General features: G+C 44.9%; 19 protein-coding genes. 5 read left to right on the top strand and 14 right to left on the bottom strand.

All coding sequences use genetic code 11. The annotated features are described in order from the left end of the window. The first annotated feature begins 54 nt into the window (after positions 1–54). Positions 55–1,611, top strand: a complete 1,557-nt coding sequence (gene spoVB, locus ACQVGS_RS07365) for a stage V sporulation protein B (protein WP_024122322.1) — start codon at positions 55–57, stop codon at positions 1,609–1,611. A 3-nt stretch (positions 1,612–1,614) separates the two neighbouring features. On the opposite strand, the gene ACQVGS_RS07360 is transcribed toward spoVB, so the two are convergent. Next, complete coding sequence (locus ACQVGS_RS07360; RefSeq protein WP_127696702.1) at positions 1,615–2,271, bottom strand: DUF421 domain-containing protein; 657 nt, start codon at positions 2,269–2,271, stop codon at positions 1,615–1,617. 196 nt (positions 2,272–2,467) lie between these two features. On the opposite strand from ACQVGS_RS07360, the gene ACQVGS_RS07355 reads away from it, so the two are divergent. Further along, positions 2,468–2,854, top strand: a complete 387-nt coding sequence (locus tag ACQVGS_RS07355; RefSeq protein WP_024122324.1) for a TIGR04086 family membrane protein — start codon at positions 2,468–2,470, stop codon at positions 2,852–2,854. A 59-nt stretch (positions 2,855–2,913) separates the two neighbouring features. On the opposite strand, the gene yajC is transcribed toward ACQVGS_RS07355, so the two are convergent. From yajC to iolG, 9 genes are all read right to left on the bottom strand, one after another. Then, positions 2,914–3,180 (bottom strand): preprotein translocase subunit YajC, encoded by a 267-nt coding sequence (gene yajC / locus ACQVGS_RS07350; RefSeq protein WP_024122325.1) that lies wholly within the window; start codon positions 3,178–3,180, stop codon positions 2,914–2,916. A 47-nt stretch (positions 3,181–3,227) separates the two neighbouring features. Continuing rightward, on the bottom strand, positions 3,228–4,373 hold the full coding sequence (gene tgt, locus ACQVGS_RS07345) for a tRNA guanosine(34) transglycosylase Tgt (protein WP_024122326.1): 1,146 nt from the start codon (positions 4,371–4,373) through the stop codon (positions 3,228–3,230). Positions 4,374–4,399: 26 nt separating this feature from the next. Continuing rightward, complete coding sequence (gene queA, locus ACQVGS_RS07340; protein WP_024122327.1) at positions 4,400–5,428, bottom strand: tRNA preQ1(34) S-adenosylmethionine ribosyltransferase-isomerase QueA; 1,029 nt, start codon at positions 5,426–5,428, stop codon at positions 4,400–4,402. A 26-nt stretch (positions 5,429–5,454) separates the two neighbouring features. Beyond that, positions 5,455–5,655: a DUF2905 domain-containing protein gene (locus tag ACQVGS_RS07335; RefSeq protein ID WP_003222669.1), complete on the bottom strand. Its 201-nt coding sequence runs from the start codon at positions 5,653–5,655 to the stop codon at positions 5,455–5,457. Beyond that, on the bottom strand, positions 5,648–6,652 hold the full coding sequence (ruvB, locus tag ACQVGS_RS07330; protein WP_024122329.1) for a Holliday junction branch migration DNA helicase RuvB: 1,005 nt from the start codon (positions 6,650–6,652) through the stop codon (positions 5,648–5,650). The genes ACQVGS_RS07335 and ruvB overlap by 8 nt, the downstream gene beginning before the upstream one ends. Positions 6,653–6,662: 10 nt before the next feature. Continuing rightward, the gene (ruvA, locus tag ACQVGS_RS07325; RefSeq protein WP_213417787.1) at positions 6,663–7,268 is read right to left on the bottom strand and encodes a Holliday junction branch migration protein RuvA; all 606 of its coding nucleotides are present in this window, start codon (positions 7,266–7,268) and stop codon (positions 6,663–6,665) included. A 138-nt stretch (positions 7,269–7,406) separates the two neighbouring features. Further along, on the bottom strand, positions 7,407–7,916 hold the full coding sequence (bofC, locus tag ACQVGS_RS07320; RefSeq protein ID WP_254517805.1) for a sporulation cell-cell signaling protein BofC: 510 nt from the start codon (positions 7,914–7,916) through the stop codon (positions 7,407–7,409). 47 nt (positions 7,917–7,963) lie between these two features. Next, positions 7,964–9,271 (bottom strand): MFS transporter, encoded by a 1,308-nt coding sequence (locus tag ACQVGS_RS07315; protein ID WP_254517806.1) that lies wholly within the window; start codon positions 9,269–9,271, stop codon positions 7,964–7,966. An 83-nt stretch (positions 9,272–9,354) separates the two neighbouring features. Next, on the bottom strand, positions 9,355–10,380 hold the full coding sequence (gene iolG, locus ACQVGS_RS07310) for an inositol 2-dehydrogenase (protein ID WP_254517807.1): 1,026 nt from the start codon (positions 10,378–10,380) through the stop codon (positions 9,355–9,357). Positions 10,381–10,617: 237 nt separating this feature from the next. Here iolG and ACQVGS_RS07305 point away from each other — a divergent pair, with 237 nt between their 5' ends. Beyond that, positions 10,618–11,268 (top strand): phosphotransferase, encoded by a 651-nt coding sequence (locus ACQVGS_RS07305; RefSeq protein ID WP_254517808.1) that lies wholly within the window; start codon positions 10,618–10,620, stop codon positions 11,266–11,268. A gap of 41 nt (positions 11,269–11,309) precedes the next feature. On the opposite strand, the gene ACQVGS_RS07300 is transcribed toward ACQVGS_RS07305, so the two are convergent. Continuing rightward, positions 11,310–11,432, bottom strand: coding sequence for a hypothetical protein (locus tag ACQVGS_RS07300; protein WP_254517809.1), 123 nt, complete (start codon positions 11,430–11,432; stop codon positions 11,310–11,312). Positions 11,433–11,636: 204 nt separating this feature from the next. On the opposite strand from ACQVGS_RS07300, the gene ACQVGS_RS07295 reads away from it, so the two are divergent. Next, on the top strand, positions 11,637–11,963 hold the full coding sequence (locus tag ACQVGS_RS07295) for a DUF5412 family protein (RefSeq protein ID WP_254517810.1): 327 nt from the start codon (positions 11,637–11,639) through the stop codon (positions 11,961–11,963). A 266-nt stretch (positions 11,964–12,229) separates the two neighbouring features. Next, positions 12,230–13,684 (top strand): alanine/glycine:cation symporter family protein, encoded by a 1,455-nt coding sequence (locus ACQVGS_RS07290; protein ID WP_106020191.1) that lies wholly within the window; start codon positions 12,230–12,232, stop codon positions 13,682–13,684. Positions 13,685–13,732: 48 nt separating this feature from the next. Here the strand turns inward: ACQVGS_RS07290 and ACQVGS_RS07285 are convergent, their stop codons facing one another. The 3 genes from ACQVGS_RS07285 to safA all read right to left on the bottom strand — a co-directional run bounded on the left by ACQVGS_RS07285 (position 13,733) and on the right by safA (position 16,477). Then, positions 13,733–14,452, bottom strand: a complete 720-nt coding sequence (locus ACQVGS_RS07285; RefSeq protein ID WP_106022198.1) for a YebC/PmpR family DNA-binding transcriptional regulator — start codon at positions 14,450–14,452, stop codon at positions 13,733–13,735. A gap of 103 nt (positions 14,453–14,555) precedes the next feature. Next, on the bottom strand, positions 14,556–15,167 hold the full coding sequence (gene sgpA, locus ACQVGS_RS07280; RefSeq protein ID WP_024122340.1) for a spore germination protein SgpA: 612 nt from the start codon (positions 15,165–15,167) through the stop codon (positions 14,556–14,558). A 146-nt stretch (positions 15,168–15,313) separates the two neighbouring features. Further along, a complete protein-coding gene (safA, locus tag ACQVGS_RS07275) occupies positions 15,314–16,477 on the bottom strand; it encodes a spore coat assembly protein SafA (RefSeq protein WP_106020193.1) in 1,164 nt (387 codons plus the stop codon). Positions 16,478–16,564: the final 87 nt, after the last annotated feature.

Genomic DNA, 16,564 nt, shown 5'->3' with positions numbered 1-16,564 from the left:
CGCATATCTTTATTGTATATGATTCCAGGTAGTTTGAGAAGGCAGGGGGTAAAAATGGCGAAACAGACGTTTTTAAAGGGCACTCTTATCCTTATCGCAGCAGGGATGGTCACAAGAATGCTCGGCTTTGTCAACCGGGTGGTCATCGCCCGTTTTATCGGCGAAGAAGGGGTCGGGCTCTATATGATGGCGGCTCCTACCTTTTTCTTAGCCACTACATTAACTCAATTCGGTCTTCCCGTCGCGATCAGTAAGCTTGTCGCTGAAGCCAGCGCACGCGGAGATCATCAAAAAACGAAAAATATTTTAGTCATGTCTCTTACCATCACTGGGATTCTCAGCCTGATTTTCACACCGCTATTTTTATTTTTCGCCCCGGTAATGGCGGAAACCATGCTGACAGATCAGAGGACGCTGTACCCCCTCTTGGCCATTACTCCGGTCGTGCCGATTATCGCCATATCCAGTGTGCTGAGAGGGTATTTTCAAGGAAAACAAAACATGAACCCGCTTGCCGTTTCACAAGTCCTGGAACAGGTCGTCCGCATTTCTCTCGTGGCTGTATGTACGACGATTTTTCTCCCTTACGGAATTGAATATGCCGCAGCGGGAGCCATGCTTTCTTCAGTTGCAGGAGAGCTGGCGTCACTTGTTTATTTATTCATTTGTTTCAAATTCAAAAAGACAATGAAAATCAGAAAACATTTTTTTCAATCGATTAAAAATGGAAAAGAAACTTTTTCTCAATTAATGAGCGTCTCACTTCCTACAACCGGCAGCCGTTTTATCGGCAACCTGTCTTGGTTTTTTGAACCCATTGTTGTCGCGCAAAGCCTTGCAATTGCCGGAGTGGCGACAGTTGCGGCTACAAAGCAATACGGGGAACTGACCGGCTTTGCCATGACGCTGCTGACTCTGCCCAGCTTTATTACATATTCTTTGTCGACCGCGCTTGTTCCTGCGATAAGTGAAGGAATGGAACAGAAAAAACTTCAGGTGGTTGAATATCGATTGGAGCAGGCCATGCGGCTGTGCCTGCTTAGCGGGGGCATTTCAGTAGTGATTTTATATGTGTTTGCGGATGAGCTGATGAGCGTGATGTATGGGTCCTCAGGCGCAGCTGTGTTTATAAAAGTCATGGCTCCGTTTTTTCTGCTTTATTATTTCCAGGGTCCGCTTCAGGCTGTGCTGCAGGCGCTTAATTTAGCAGGAGCTGCAATGATGAACAGCTTGATCGGAGCCCTTGTAAAAACAGGCCTTATTTTCGTCCTTGCCACGAGACCGTCTCTCGGCATCATGGGTGCTGCATTAGCGATTGTAACGGGCATGGTGCTCGTCACCCTTTTGCATGCAGCGACAGTGAGCAAAGTGCTGCCGATCAGCATCAAAATAAAAGAGTACGTGCTCTGCTTTGCGGTTATTTTTATATGCGGGTTCCTCAGCTCTGCTGTCAAACAATATGTGCGGTTCGGAGAGTCGGAGGCTGTGAATGTTGCCGGATGGATTGCGATAAGCGCTGTTTTCTATATCATCTTGCTGCTCGTTTTCCGTTTAATCAAAAAAGATGAGCTTCGCCGCATCCCTATTATCGGACGCCTGATCGTCCGATGAAAATCAGGTGCGGCGCCCATCTTTTTCATCAATAAAAAATTCGCCGTCAGTAAACGAACAAAATGATATAGCTGAAGGATTCGTATATCCCTGTTTCAATAAATTCTCCTCAAGCCACTGGTTATCTTTGCCGATCCGAGCCAGGTTCTCAGTTTGAATGTCACCGTCAATGATAAGCGGCATCTCCAGCTGTCTATGTTCATCATTGTTTTGTTTTTTTACGACAGTCAGTTTGCCTGACGGCTCTAATATAGCAAATGATACTTCAGCCACTCTGTCGATATTATTTTCTCTTAGCTGAACCATCAAATCATCAAAATTATAACGCTGTGATTTCATGGCGTTTTCGTCAATTTTTCCGTATTTAATGATAATGGTGGGCTTGCCGTCAAGAAGCTGACGTACGTTCCGGTTTTTTAAGGATATGTATGCAAACGTCACTTGGATCATCATTAGCACAAGCATTGGCAAAATGGTATGAAACAGATGGTCCTCTACGTTTTCTATGGCCAGGACAGCAATTTCTGCCATCATGATAAAGACAACGAGATCTAATATACTAAGCTCTCCGATCTCCCGCTTGCCCATGAAACGAAAAATAATCAGGATCACAAAATATAATACGACTGTGCGAAACGTTATAGTAAGAAGCTCTTCCATCATGCACCTCCAACTCATCATAGCATGCAACAAAACATACGATTTATGTAAGAAAAAGTGATCGTATTTCATAAAGCTTTTACGTCTAATTCACGGAACGAGGGAATACATTTTTACAAAGACGAGCCATCAGCATGTCTGAGGCTTTGTTTAAAAAGAACAGAAGCCTTTATAGATAGGCAGGGAGGAGAAATTCATGGAGGAAACGAAACAAGTTGGAAAAGGCATACTCTACGGCTTAATCGCTATTTTTTCAGCCATGCTCCTAACGAGTTTAGCCGTTTCACTTTTACTGACAGCAACCTCGCTTGAAGAATCATCATTCAACTGGCTGATCACCGCCGTATCATTTCTTTCTTTATTTATCGGCGGATTCATATCTGGCGGGAAAGGGAAGGAAAGAGGATGGCTGATTGGGGCATTGACTGCTTTAAGCTTTTCCTTGATTATTTTACTGTTTCAATATCTGGGATTCGGAAAAACATTTACAGCAGAACAGCTGCTCTTCCATCTTGGCTTTTTAGGCGTATGTATGCTTGGCGGCATTTTCGGAGTGAATTTGAGAGGAAGCAGATCTTCCTAATAAAAAAAGAGCGGGGGTTACCCGCTCTTTTTTTGTTTGCTATGTATGAACTCCTGCTGTTATTCAGCAGCAGAAGTTTCTCTGATCGCGCGGCGGTCGAAAGTAAGACGTGTGTTATCACCAGTCTTAATGACGACTTTGCTTTCGTCGATAGAGTCAACTGTACCGTGCAATCCACCGATTGTCACGACTGAATCGCCTTTTTTCAGTTCCTCCTGCATTCGACGCACAGCTTTTTGCTGCTTCTGCTGCGGACGGATCAGCAAGAAATAAAGAACCGCAAACATTAAAATAATAGGAACTAATGTACCTAAAGTACCTGTCATCTTTTTCCCCCCTTTCTGAAACAAACTTGCCATTATGGCTTTTTATATTAGAAGCTTTTCGCATTTGGCTTGTTATAGCCGTAACGCTCAAAGAACTCTTCTCTGAAATCACCCAGACGATCCTCGCGAATAGCCTGTCTTACCTGCTCCATTAAGTGTAACAGAAAATGAAGGTTATGGTAAGTTGTTAATCGGAGTCCAAACGTTTCATTGCAGCGAATCAAGTGTCTGATATACGCCCGTGTGTAATTTTTACATGTGTAGCAATCACACTCTTCATCAATCGGACGGAAGTCTCTCTCAAATTTTGCGTTTTTCATATTGAGCCGTCCTTCAGCAGTAAACACCGTGCCGTTCCGTGCAATACGGGTAGGCAGCACACAGTCAAACATGTCTACTCCGCGGATCGCTCCGTCAATCAGAGCATCCGGAGAACCGACTCCCATCAGATACCTCGGCTTATCCTTCGGTAAAAGCGGTGTCGTAAATTCAAGCACCCGGTTCATAACGTCTTTCGGTTCACCAACGGACAATCCACCTATAGCATATCCCGGAAAATCAAGGGAAATCAAGTCTTTCGCGCTTTGTGTACGCAAATCTTCGTATTCTCCCCCCTGAACAATACCAAACAGGCCTTGCTCGTCCTGCCGGGCATGGGCATTCAGGCAGCGTTCAGCCCAGCGGCTTGTCCGCTCAACTGACCGTTTCATGTAATCGTATTCTGCCGGATATGGCGGGCATTCGTCAAATGCCATCATAATATCAGAGCCGAGTGCGTTTTGGATCTCCATCGCTTTTTCCGGAGATAAAAACAGCTTATCTCCATTTAAGTGATTGCGGAAGTGAACGCCCTCTTCCTCTATATTACGAAACTTGCTTAATGAAAAGACCTGAAAACCGCCGGAATCTGTTAAAATTGCGCGGTCCCAGTTCATAAATTTATGGAGTCCGCCCGCTTCTTTTACAATATCCTGTCCCGGGCGAAGCCATAGGTGATATGTGTTGCTTAATATGATGCCCGCGTCCATTGCCTTCAGCTCTTCAGGCGCCATTGTTTTAACTGTCGCCAGTGTGCCGACCGGCATAAAAACAGGCGTTTCAAAGGAGCCGTGGGGAGTATGCACTCTGCCCAGGCGCGCCCCTGTTTGTTTGCATTCTTTTATAAATTCATAGCGTATTGGTTGTTCAGCCACTTTTTATGAGGCCTCCTGTTCTCAATTTATATAATCAGCATTGCGTCGCCGAAGCTGAAGAAACGGTATTCTTCTTCAACCGCATGGTTATACGCACGCAGAACGTTTTCTCTGCCTGCAAGCGCACTGACCAGCATAATCAATGATGATTTCGGCAAGTGAAAGTTTGTAATCATTCCGTCAATGGCTTTGAATTCATAGCCCGGATAAATAAAAATAGATGTCCATCCGCTTGATGCTTTAAATCGCCCATCATGTTCACCGGCAATCGTTTCAAGCGTGCGGGTTGAGGTCGTGCCGACAGAAATAATCCGTCCGCCCTTTTCCCTTACGCTGTTTAAAGCCGCGGCCGTTTCTTCTGACATTTGATAGAACTCTGCATGCATATTATGCTCTTCAACTTCATCGGCACTGACCGGACGAAACGTTCCGAGACCGACATGCAGTGTGATGAACTCAATCTGAACGCCTTTGTCCTTCAGCTGCTGTAAAATGTCTTCCGTGAAATGAAGTCCGGCTGTAGGCGCAGCGGCAGATCCGATTTCTTTTGAAAACACCGTTTGGTAGCGCTCTCTGTCATCAAGCTGTTCCTTAATATATGGCGGAAGCGGCATTTCTCCGAGTGATTCCAGCACCTCGTAAAAAATACCGTCGTATTGGAACTCAACTTTTCTGCCGCCATGCTCCAGCTCTTCCGTGCAGACAGCTTTTAATCTGCCGTCCCCAAATGTTACAACGGTTCCTTTTTTTACCCGTTTTGCCGGTTTGACGAGCGTTTCCCACCTGTCACCGGCTTCCTGTTTCAGCAAAAGCAGTTCTACTTTTGCCCCCGTATCCTCTTTTGTTCCGAATAACCGGGCAGGCAAAACGCGGGTATTGTTCAGCACGAGACAATCCCCTTCTTTAAAGAAACTGATAATCTGTTTAAACGAGCTGTCTGTCAGCTCTCCTGTATGTTTATCAAGCACCATCAGCCTTGAAGCGTCACGCTGTTCCAATGGCACCTGTGCAATTAAACGTTCCGGAAGTTCAAAATCAAATAAATCAACTTTCATAATTTCACCTTTATTCTAGTCTTTTGTTATTTCATTCTGCCGAAAAGATTAAGCAAGATTGATAATACCACACTTATGATAATACAAGTGACAACCGGGAAGAAAAACGTCACATTTCCTTTTTTCACAAAAATATCTCCCGGCATCTTGCCGACAAAATGCAAAACCGCTCCGATAATAAGCAAAACAGCACCAAGAATCATAATGATCTTAGGAAATTCAGTCATATCGGGGAGCCTCCATTTGAAAATGATGATAAACGGCCGGTGTGACGATCCTTCCCCGCGGCGTTCTCTGGATAAAACCGATTTGCAGAAGATACGGTTCGTATACATCTTCAATCGTATGCGGTTCTTCGCCGATCGTGGCTGAAATCGTATCAAGCCCCACCGGACCGCCGTTAAATTTTTCGATCATTCCCATCAGCAGCTTGTGATCAATGTGATCCAAACCAAGACGGTCGACTTGAAGCCGCTCCAAAGCGTCCTGAGAAATCTCTTCTGTAATCCGGCTGTCGCCTAACACCTGTGCAAAATCCCGGACCCTTCTCAGCAGGCGGTTGGCCACCCGCGGCGTTCCTCTTGATCTTCTGGCAATCTCAAGCGCTGACGGCTGATCAATTTCAACCTCAAACACATCAGCCGTTCTCGTAACAATATCAGCAAGCTCTTCTTGTGTATAATACTCAAGCCGCGACATGACGCCGAATCGATCTCTTAAAGGCGCAGTCAAAAGCCCTACTCTTGTCGTGGCGCCGACCAGTGTAAAAGGCGGAAGATCAAGACGGACTGAACGGGCAGAAGGCCCTTTTCCAATGACAATATCAAGACAAAAATCTTCCATTGCCGGATAAAGCACCTCTTCAATCGATCTGTGCAGCCTATGTATCTCATCGATAAATAATACATCCCCCGGCTCGAGCGCCGTTAAGATCGCAGCCAAATCACCCGGCCTTTCAATCGCAGGTCCCGAAGTCGTCCGCAACTCCACTCCCATTTCGTTGGCAACGATGGAAGCAAGCGTCGTTTTTCCAAGCCCTGGCGGACCGTATAAAAGAACATGATCAAGCGTTTCCTGTCTCATTTTTGCGGCATCTATAAAAACACGCAAATTCTCTTTTACCTTATGCTGCCCGATGTATTGAACCAGGCGCTGAGGCCTCAGGCTTTGCTCTATCACTGATTCATGGTTGTCTGCTTCACTTGAGACGAGCCGTTCATCCATGAACATCACCTTACTTCAATAGTTTTTGTAATGCTTTTTTTACGTACTGGTCTGTTGTCAGACCAATATCCTCTTTTAAGTGAGGAAGTACCTTTTTGATTTCTTTTTCGGCATAACCAAGTACCCTGAGGGCCTCGAGTGCTTCTTCAAGCTCCGTTTCTGCCGTTTGTTTTTCAAGTCTTTCTTCATGATTGAACAGATTTTCAATCATTTCAGGCACGACGTCAGCCAGCTTTCCTTTTAAATCAAGGATAATCTGGCGGGCAGTTTTTTTGCCGACACCCGGAAACTTGACTAAAAAGGCTTCATCTTCATTTTCAATTGCTTGAATGACCGCTCCCGGGTCACCTGATCCCAAAATGGCGAGTGCCCCTTTTGGACCGATTCCGGTCACATTTAACAGCTTTGTAAAGAGCGCTTTTTCCTCCCTTGTTGAAAAGCCGTATAGTAAAAACGCATCTTCTCTTACATGATGGTACGTAAATATGGTTTCTTGACTTCTCTCCTTATATATAAACGGATTTGGCGTAAAAATCTGATAGCCGATACCGCCGTTTTCTATCACAATATATTGGGGAGATACATAATCAATCGTCCCTTTAACAAATTCGATCACGAAAATTCACCTCTTTGACTGTTCTTCATTGTACCATAAAAACAGCCAAAGGCTTAAAGAAAAGTTAACATATGTTCGCTTCTCATTCATTGTTCCACGAAAAAAAAGACATGAGCACATGTCTTCAATCAGCAGTGGTCACCCGCTGTACGTCTTGATATGTTCTATGACATCTTCAAACTCCGCTTTCGTCCGAAACGGAATGCCTTTTTCGAGATTTTTTTGCATATGGCTCTCCAGTCTTTCTAAGTCAATTTGAAAAAAAGATTGAATCGGTTCAGAATCCGACTCCGGCCGTCCATGAAAGGTGGAAATTACTCCGCTGTCAGAAACGCCGATATAACCATTCACCTTGCTGAGCGGAGAAATATCGTCCACCTGCTTCCGAAATAGAACGTACCCATTTTTATGTTCGACAAGCGTCCATCCCGCATAATCGGCCCAAAAGTCTTCCATGGACAGCACCTTTTCACGCTTATGCTCGATGCTGACCTCTCCATCCAAATACACTTTTTCAAGCTGCACATGCACTTGCAGCGGTTCATAGTGCTCCACTTCCGCCCCTGACGCGCGGGGAGCACCCATTAGAAAAGCTGCGGCTGAGCATAAAATCCCCAGCAACAGATACGCAGTGCTAAATCGTTTCACCCTTTACACCTCTTTGCACACGTTTATGACTAGTCTGACCAAAGAGGCTACTGCTTAACCGTTTCCTCAAAATTTGTTTGCACATTTTTCCTGACAAGCCGTTCCTCTGGATACATATCGGCGTGCCGTTCTGAAATCGTCAGAAATTGTGTCAGGAAAGCACTGAGAAAATATAATGCCGCAAAAATCCATATCACGCCGCCTGCGCCGAGCGGGCCGATAAAAAGGCTCACGATGCCGGGAGCAATAAAAGCGCACAGACCCGACCCCAGATTTAACACAGACATGGCAGCACCTTTGTTATCAGGCGCAAGCGTCGGCAAAAGCGCGCTTAATGGAACATATCCGGCCAGTGCCGCACCGTAGCAGCAGGCAATGATCATCAGCACCCAGTACTGATGCCCGATCAATTGCGGCGTGTAATAGAGCGCCAGTGTAAAAATGCCGCAGCCGACTCCGCCAAACCACATGACAGTATTGCGCCAGCCCAGTTTATCTCCGACCGCGCCGAAAATGATGTTAAATACAATGTTGACAAAAAACAGCGTCCCCCAAATTTGCAGCCATTCTGAAACAGAATAGCCGTAACGCGCCAAATGGGTCGGAAGAAATATCGCAAATCCGAATTGTCCGATAGCATTTATTGTCTTGACTACGCCGCCGATGCCGACTTTAGGATTTTCAAACATAATTGTAAACGCCTTCGACAGCTCTTTCCATTTCGGCTGATCTTGTTTTTGTACAGGCATAAATTTATCTTTATTAAAAAACAGTGCGAGAACTCCGCCTGCTGCCACAAATAGTAAAGCGCTCCAAAGCGTATTGATTTCTCCAATCGCCGGAACCGCATAGCTCGAATAAAACGGTCCAAGCACGTTCAGGCCGCACGTAAACATAAACCAAAACCAGCCGACGGCTTTACCAAGGATTTGCTGAGAGGTGCTGTATGATACCCATACAAGAAACGAGTATGCAAACAGCGGGTATCCCAAGCCCCTGAGCGCGTAGCTGCCCAAGAGAGCCGGATAGTACATATGAGGAATCGCCCAGCCGATAAAAGCAACCGAACCGAGGATAAAAGCAAGTAAACCGACCGTCATCGTCTTTCTTGGCCCCCAAGTCTGGACAAAGGTTCCTGATAGCCAAGCCGAAATCGTGACAGCAATGCCATACACCGTAAACAGCGAAGCAGATTGCTGCATACTGAGACCGTGATCAACAAGAAAAGGAGACAGCCATCCTTGCTCAAGTCCGTCTCCAACCATAAAGATGACCACACCAATATAACCCCAAATCATGTGAGAAGGAATACCGATTTTGTTTAAAGCATTTCCTTTAGCATGTGCTGTATTCATGATTTCCACCGCCTACTTTTTATAAAGTATCAATGGAATGTATATACCCAAGCTTGCTGTATTGTAATCCCTTTATCTGAATATTAAAAAACATTTTTTTCAGTATGTTCAATGCTGACAGGCATGCCTAAAGCGAGCGACTGCTGAGCCGCCCTTGCTATTCGTTCCGCCTGAAAGCCGTCCTCGCCGGTGCAGGCAGTCTCCCGATTGGTTTTGATCGCATCTGCAAACTGAAGAATCTCTTCTGTGTAGGCTTCCTTATAGCGTTCAAGAAAAAAGAAATGCGGTTTATCCTTCATGACAAAGTCAGCCGTTGACACTTCTACCGTCGTCGGCCTGCTGTTAGCCGCTGCTGCCGAGCCTTTCGTGCCGAAAACCTCGACCCGCTGGTCATATCCGTACACAGCTTGACGGCTGTTGTCTATCACACCCATGGCACCGTTTGCAAATGTCAAGGTAATGACAGCCGTATCAATGTCCCCCAGCTCTGCAAAGGACGGATTCACCAAAGCCGCTCCTTTTGCATACACTTCCGTCACTTCACTTCCCATGATGTATCTCGCCATATCAAAATCATGAATCGACATATCAATAAATAAGCCGCCTGATGTGCGGACATAATCAACATTCGGCGGTTCAGGGTCCCGTGACGTAATTTTTAATAAATGAGGCGTGCCGATTTCACCATTTGAGACAATGGTTTTGATTTTCTTAAAATGAGGGTCGAAACGGCGGTTAAATCCGACTTGCAGCTTAACCCCGTGTTTCCGCACGGCCGCAAGCGCCTCCTTCGTTTCATCGGGAGAAAAACTGATTGGTTTTTCACAAAAAATATGTTTTTTCGCCTCAGCTGCTTCTCTGATGATTTGCGCATGTGTGTTTGTTGGCGAACAGATAAAAACAGCGTCAATATCAGGATCAAGCAATAAATCTCTATAGTCAGCGGTTATGTATTCAATGTGGTGACTGGCGGCCCAATCCTGTAAACAGCTTGCAGAAATATCAGAAACCGCTTTTATTTTCATATGAGGAATCCGATGTATATTTTGAACATGAAGTTTGCCGATGCGCCCTGCACCGATAATTCCTGTCACCATCTGTTTCGTCATAGCGTGTTCCCCCTTGATAGTTTACGAAAGCGCTTTATTTCAAATTAATAGTATCCCATTTGTAAGCGCTTTTCAAGGAGGGGAATCAACGTTTTCATGTCTCTTTTATCACAATCAAAGCTTATAGGTAGCCTTCTTTCCCAAGACCAGATACACTATATTTAGGCTCTTTTTCCTGAACAGTTTTGGATTTTCCTATAAACAACTGCATAAAATAGAGCAAAGAAGGTGAATGAAATGCTGACAAAAGCAGAGGCACTGGCCCATTCAGTCATATACCGCCAAAACAGCAGATTTGATAAAGTCAAAGAGAAACCCGAGGAATTAACATTGATCGGCAAGGGACGAAGCGCCTATGTGTTTGCCATAACAGAAGGTGACCGGAAAATGGCGCTGAAGGTATTTTTTCCGGAGTATCAAGCGACAGCCGTCAAAGAAGCAGCGATTTATGAAAAATTAGCCGGATCCGCATTCTACCCTGACATTTATGAAACTGGTGATTCATTTATTTTAATGGAATATATTAAAGGCGATACCTTTTACAACTGCCTGAAAAAAGGCATCGCGATCAGCGACGATATGATTCAGCAGGTAGAGGACGCACTTTCTGACGCCCGTGCAGCCGGCCTCAACCCGTCAGACATTCATTTGCGCAATCTGATTCTGACTGAATCCGGAGCAGTGCGGGTCATTGATGTTGCGAGATTTGAACAGAAGAAAACGTGCACGCAGTGGGACGATTTAAAAACGGCGTATCATACGCTTTATAAAAAGCCGATTTTCCCGAAAAAAATCCCGGGCTTTTGGCTTGAGGTTATTGCTTTTTTATATAAAAAAGTTTGGTTTCAGAAGCACTTTGCACAACGGAAAAGAAAATATTCTTCATAGAAAAGGCAGCAGCATATGCGGCTGCCTTTATCATTTTATTTTTATTTTCTGACAGCAGAAATTAATTTCATTTGTTCAGACGACAGCTTGATGCGATACCCTCTCACACTCAAATAAACCGCTTCTGAGTTCTTTTCGCTGGAATGACAATATGTGTTTTCCATTTCTGTCTCCCCCACCCTTTATCTATTTTCCTTTATCATACCTTCACTTTATTGAGGAAATTTTAAAGAAATGTAAAGATCGTATAAAATCCGCGATATGATAAAATGAGAGAAAAAAAGGGTGAGAGTCACATCAAAACACGCAGTAAAGTCCCTCTTATTATATTCTCATGTCTTCTGTTCTTCGGCGGTGCCGTTTATTGGATGTTTTTTTCACTCAAAAACGTTCCGAAAGGCAGCCTCGTACAATCAGTGGAATCACCGGACGGAAGCTATACGCTAAACACTTATGTATCCAAAAATACCTTAGGCTTAGATGCCGCCAGAGGCGAACTCGTGAATGAAAAAACACTTGTCAAAAAAACAATCTACTGGAATTATCCTGACAGCAGACCAGCTGTTAAATGGTTGAACAACAATACAGTAAAAATCGGCGGCCAGACTTTACATCTTGATATCGATGAAACTTATGATTGGCGAAAGGATGATCATTGGATTCGTGAGGAACCGCCGCAAGCATCAGTGAGATGAGATAATGAAATATCCTTCTCGTTTTGCTTTTTATATACGCAATCAGCTTGGCTATTTATTTCTCAAAGACTGTTTCATAATTGGTGTCCACATGCCTTTATAAACAGAAGCGCAGCGTACTTCATACGCTGCGCTTTTTTCACCCCATTCTCCCCTCTCATGATCATTACACGTTATATAATGTGACAGATTGATTGTAAAAATAGTTCAATTAACCCAAAATCCTCTTTATAAATGCAATCGAAACGACGTGAGGAGGAAGCTTGATGGCAGATGTTGTTGCTAGTTTAAACGCGGTCTTATGGAGTACACCCGTCATTTATATTTTATTAGGAATTGGATTGATCTTTTCTATTGTGACCCGTTTTTTACAAGTCAGACACATCAAGGAAATGATTGTGCTGATGTTTCAAGGCAAGAGCTCAGAGGCAGGGGTATCTTCGTTTCAAGCATTATCAATCGCGCTGTCCGGCAGGGTGGGGACCGGAAACATCGCAGGTGTGGCAACAGCAATTGCGTTCGGCGGACCCGGCGCGGTGTTCTGGATGTGGGCCATTGCTTTTATCGGTGCTTCGAGCGCCTTTGTTGAATCTACTCTTGCCCAAATTTATAAAGTGAAACAAGGCGGCCAATATCGAGGCGGACCCGCTTATTATATAGAAAAAGGATTAGGCATTAAGTGGTTTGCTGTTTTATTTGCGGCTGCGGCCCTTATTGCAATGGCTCTCCTTATGCCAGGGGTCCAGTCCAACTCCATTGCAGCGGGCGTCCAAAATGCATTCGGCATCTCTCCTGCCATTACTGGCTGTTTTCTTGTTCTCTTATTAGGTTTTATCATTTTCGGAGGTGTAAAACGTATCGCCAGTGCCGCACAAATGATTGTCCCGTTTATGGCAGTCGGATACATTCTGCTCTCTCTGATCATCATTGTGATGAATATTTCTGAACTGCCTGCTGTCATTTCTTTGATTTTCAGAAGTGCTTTTGCATTAGATTCCGCATTCGGCGGTCTCATCGGCATGGCCATTTCATGGGGCGTCAAACGAGGCATTTATTCAAACGAAGCCGGACAAGGAACAGGCCCTCATCCTGCTGCCGCCGCAGAGGTATCTCATCCGGTAAAGCAAGGATTGGTTCAGGCATTTTCTGTTTATATCGACACTTTATTTGTATGTTCCGCTACAGCATTCATGATTTTATTTACCGGTATGTACAATACACAGGCTGCCGACGGTTCATTTATTGTCAATCACCTGAAAGGTGTAGAAGCTGGACCGGGCTTCACTCAGGCCGCCATTGACAGTGTGCTGCCCGGCTTTGGTGCAGGCTTTGTCGCTATTGCTTTGTTCTTCTTCGCTTTTACAACCATTATGGCTTATTACTACATCGCTGAAACAAATATCGCATATTTAGCGAGAGGCAGAGAAAGCAAGTGGGCAATGCTGGGCTTAAAACTGATCATTTTAGCCGCGACATTCTACGGTGCTGTCAAAACCGCTACACTTGCTTGGGCATTAGGTGACGCGGGACTTGGCATTATGGTTTGGCTGAACGTCATTGCCATTGTTTTGCTCGCCAAGCCGGCGCTTATTGCGTTAAAGGATTATGAGCAACAGAAGAAACAAGGCTTAGACCCAGTCTTTGATCCTAAAGCTCTCGGCATCAAAAACGCTGATTTCTGGGAGAAAGAATACACACACGAAAATGAGCGCGTCTCTTAAGATGAAAAAAGACCGGCCTGAGATCACTTCGCGCCGGTCATTTTTATATTACTGGTAATTTGTATACACTGCCTGAACATCATCATCGTCTTCAAGCGCATCGATCAATTTTTCCAGTTTTTCAACAGCCTCATCATCAGCCTCTGCATATGTTTTCGGAATCATGGTTACTTCAGCTGAATCAACTGGATAATTTGCTTCAAGTGCTGTTTTTACCTCTTCAAAACGTTCAGGCGCTGTTAATACCTCAAAGAATTCATCCTCTGTCTGCAGCTCTTCGCCGCCCGCTTCTATGACATCAAGCATCAAGTCATCCTCTTCTATTTGCCGATGTGTGCGGTCAATTGCAATGTACCCCTTCCGTTCAAACAAAAATGCTACACATCCGCTTTCTCCGAGACTTCCGCCGTTTTTATTGAAAGCTGTCCGCACATTTGTCGCCGTACGGTTTTTATTATCAGTTAAGCACTCCACCATGACGGCAACCCCTGAGGGACCGTAGCCTTCATAGGTGATTTCCTCGTAGCTGCTGCCGTCCTGGCTTCCTGCGGCTTTTTTTAGGGCACGGTCTATATTATCATTTGGCATATTGGCGCCTTTTGCTTTTTCAATCACAAGCCGCAATGCTGAATTTGCTTCAGGATCGGCTCCGCCTTGCTTTGCTGCCACATAGATTTCTTTAGCAAGCTTCATAAATACTTTTCCGCGCTTTGCGTCTTGCGCATTTTTTCTTTTTTGGATGTTTTTCCACTTAGAATGGCCAGCCATGCTTTCACCTTCCTTGATATTTCTATGTACACTTTAATGGGTATTGCAAGCCGTTGTAAAGAAAAAGACCGCCGGGAATCACTCTCCGGCAGCCTTCTTAGTCCTAGCGTCTGTTCATTTTATGAAGTCTTGTGAACAGTCCTTTATCTGTAGATACTTGAACGTCACGGCCATCCGCATAGTTTCGTGCGGCTTTTTTGACATTTTGCCTGTCAGACTGTGTAAAATCAGCGTGGCTTCTGACTGCGATGACTACTTTGTCATCCGTTACCATCACTTGTGTGTCGTTGACGTTTTTGACTTGTTTCACACGATTGGCGATTTTTGCGGCAAGTCTTCTGTTCTCTTGGTTGTCATACCCGTTGTTGTTCGTCCCATTTCGGTTCATGTTTCTGTTATTTGTGTTGTTATATGTTCCGTCAGTTGCCAATGGGACGCGATCATCTGCAGTAACACGGTCGTTTACATTGGTTGTGTTTCGGTCACGGCCGTTCTGGCCGTTCTGGTCCTCCATCAATTCAGAGACCGGGCCGTCGTGATCCATCCCGTCTCCCTGTCTGTCAGCGTCATTCTCATTTGTATAATATCCGATTGGACGGGTATTGCCGTTATTACCGTTATTACGCGTATCATTAAGGGCATCATTATTTGCGCCGCATGCTGTTAATCCGGCTGTCATCAAAATGAGGCCTGCAATTGTTAACTTTCTACCCAATGGAAAAACCCCCCGAGGACTGATTGAGCATGTTGTGCTCGTTTTTATCATGTGCATCAGGGAGATATGTTAAGCGTGTCAGTTATGACCATTCGACGATTGTAAGACAATATAAAAAAAGGAACGATTTACATCGTCCCGAACAATCATTCACTTTCTTCTTCCGGGCGTCCAAACATCTGGTTTGTTGAAGGCTGATTTGGCATGGAAGTTCCGGCTGCATACGGATTCGGATTTGCTCCTCCGTAAGGCATATAAGGAGTTCCATATGCTCCTCCCTGATATCCAGGTGCTGAGAAGTATGGCTGCTGATCATCGTCACACCCGCAATCATCATGATCCTTAAATGGCGGCATATAACCATGTGCCACATTTGGCTGATAAGCACCCATCACTTGAGGAGCGCCATAATAAGGACCATATGGCATATGCCCATAAGGAGATCCATAAGCCGGCGATGCATATTGAGGCGCGCCGTGCGAAGGCTGATATCCGTAATGCCCGTGATGGCTGTTTTCATGATGCTGGTTATCATATTCACCCGGATCATATTGCGAAGGTGATACAAAACCTGGCTGGTAGCCATAAGGCTGATGCATCGGAAATGCATGTGCAGGATAGTATGGGTAGCACAGGCCGGATCCAGGCAGTATCGGTGAGACAGGAACCGGACATGGCACAAAATGGGCTGGATACGGATAATATGGCTGAACTGCCGGCATATTCGGAACAGTGTGGTGGATGTTTTCTTCTTCCATACCGCCTACATCTGGCGCCTTAGGCGTATTGGGCATATTCGGATAATTTGCATTTTCCATATTACTCATTGCCTCCTGTTGTGGAAATTGATCTTGCATGTCATACATATGATCTATATTTCCGTCATGATGCTTTTTAGGCTCCTCCGGTTTAGGAGGTGACCAAGGCTGAAAAAGCTGATTCATATCATAATAATCGTTCACATCAGCTTCAGGATACACATTATCATGCAAATTCGGCATCGGCGGCACAAAAGGAACAGACTGCTTTTCTTTCGGTTTTGTGTCTTCTACGTCGACAACGGATTTAGGCTTCTCCTTGGAAAATGGGTGTTCTTGCTTCTCATCCCCGACTGCCGCCGGACTTTTGCCCGCTTTTATCTCTTTTCTGACTGGAACACCCCCAGACGGCACTTTTATTTTCATTCCAGGCATGATTAAATCTGGATTGCTGAGCTGCGTATTGAGTTTTTTTACTTCCTCAACATCAACTCCGTATTTTTCAGCTATTTTCCAGAGTGAATCGCCTTTTTGAACGATATGGATTTTCAACGTTTTCCCCTCCTATGCAAAACGTGAACAGTTCAGTTGTGATTACAATATGTTTCTTCACAACATATGCCTGATCAAAAGTAATTA

The sequence above is a fragment of the Bacillus sp. SD127 genome, from assembly GCF_058566445.1.
The sequence above is the reverse complement of the archived record's forward strand: the minus strand, read 5'-3'. Positions and strand labels throughout refer to the sequence as shown.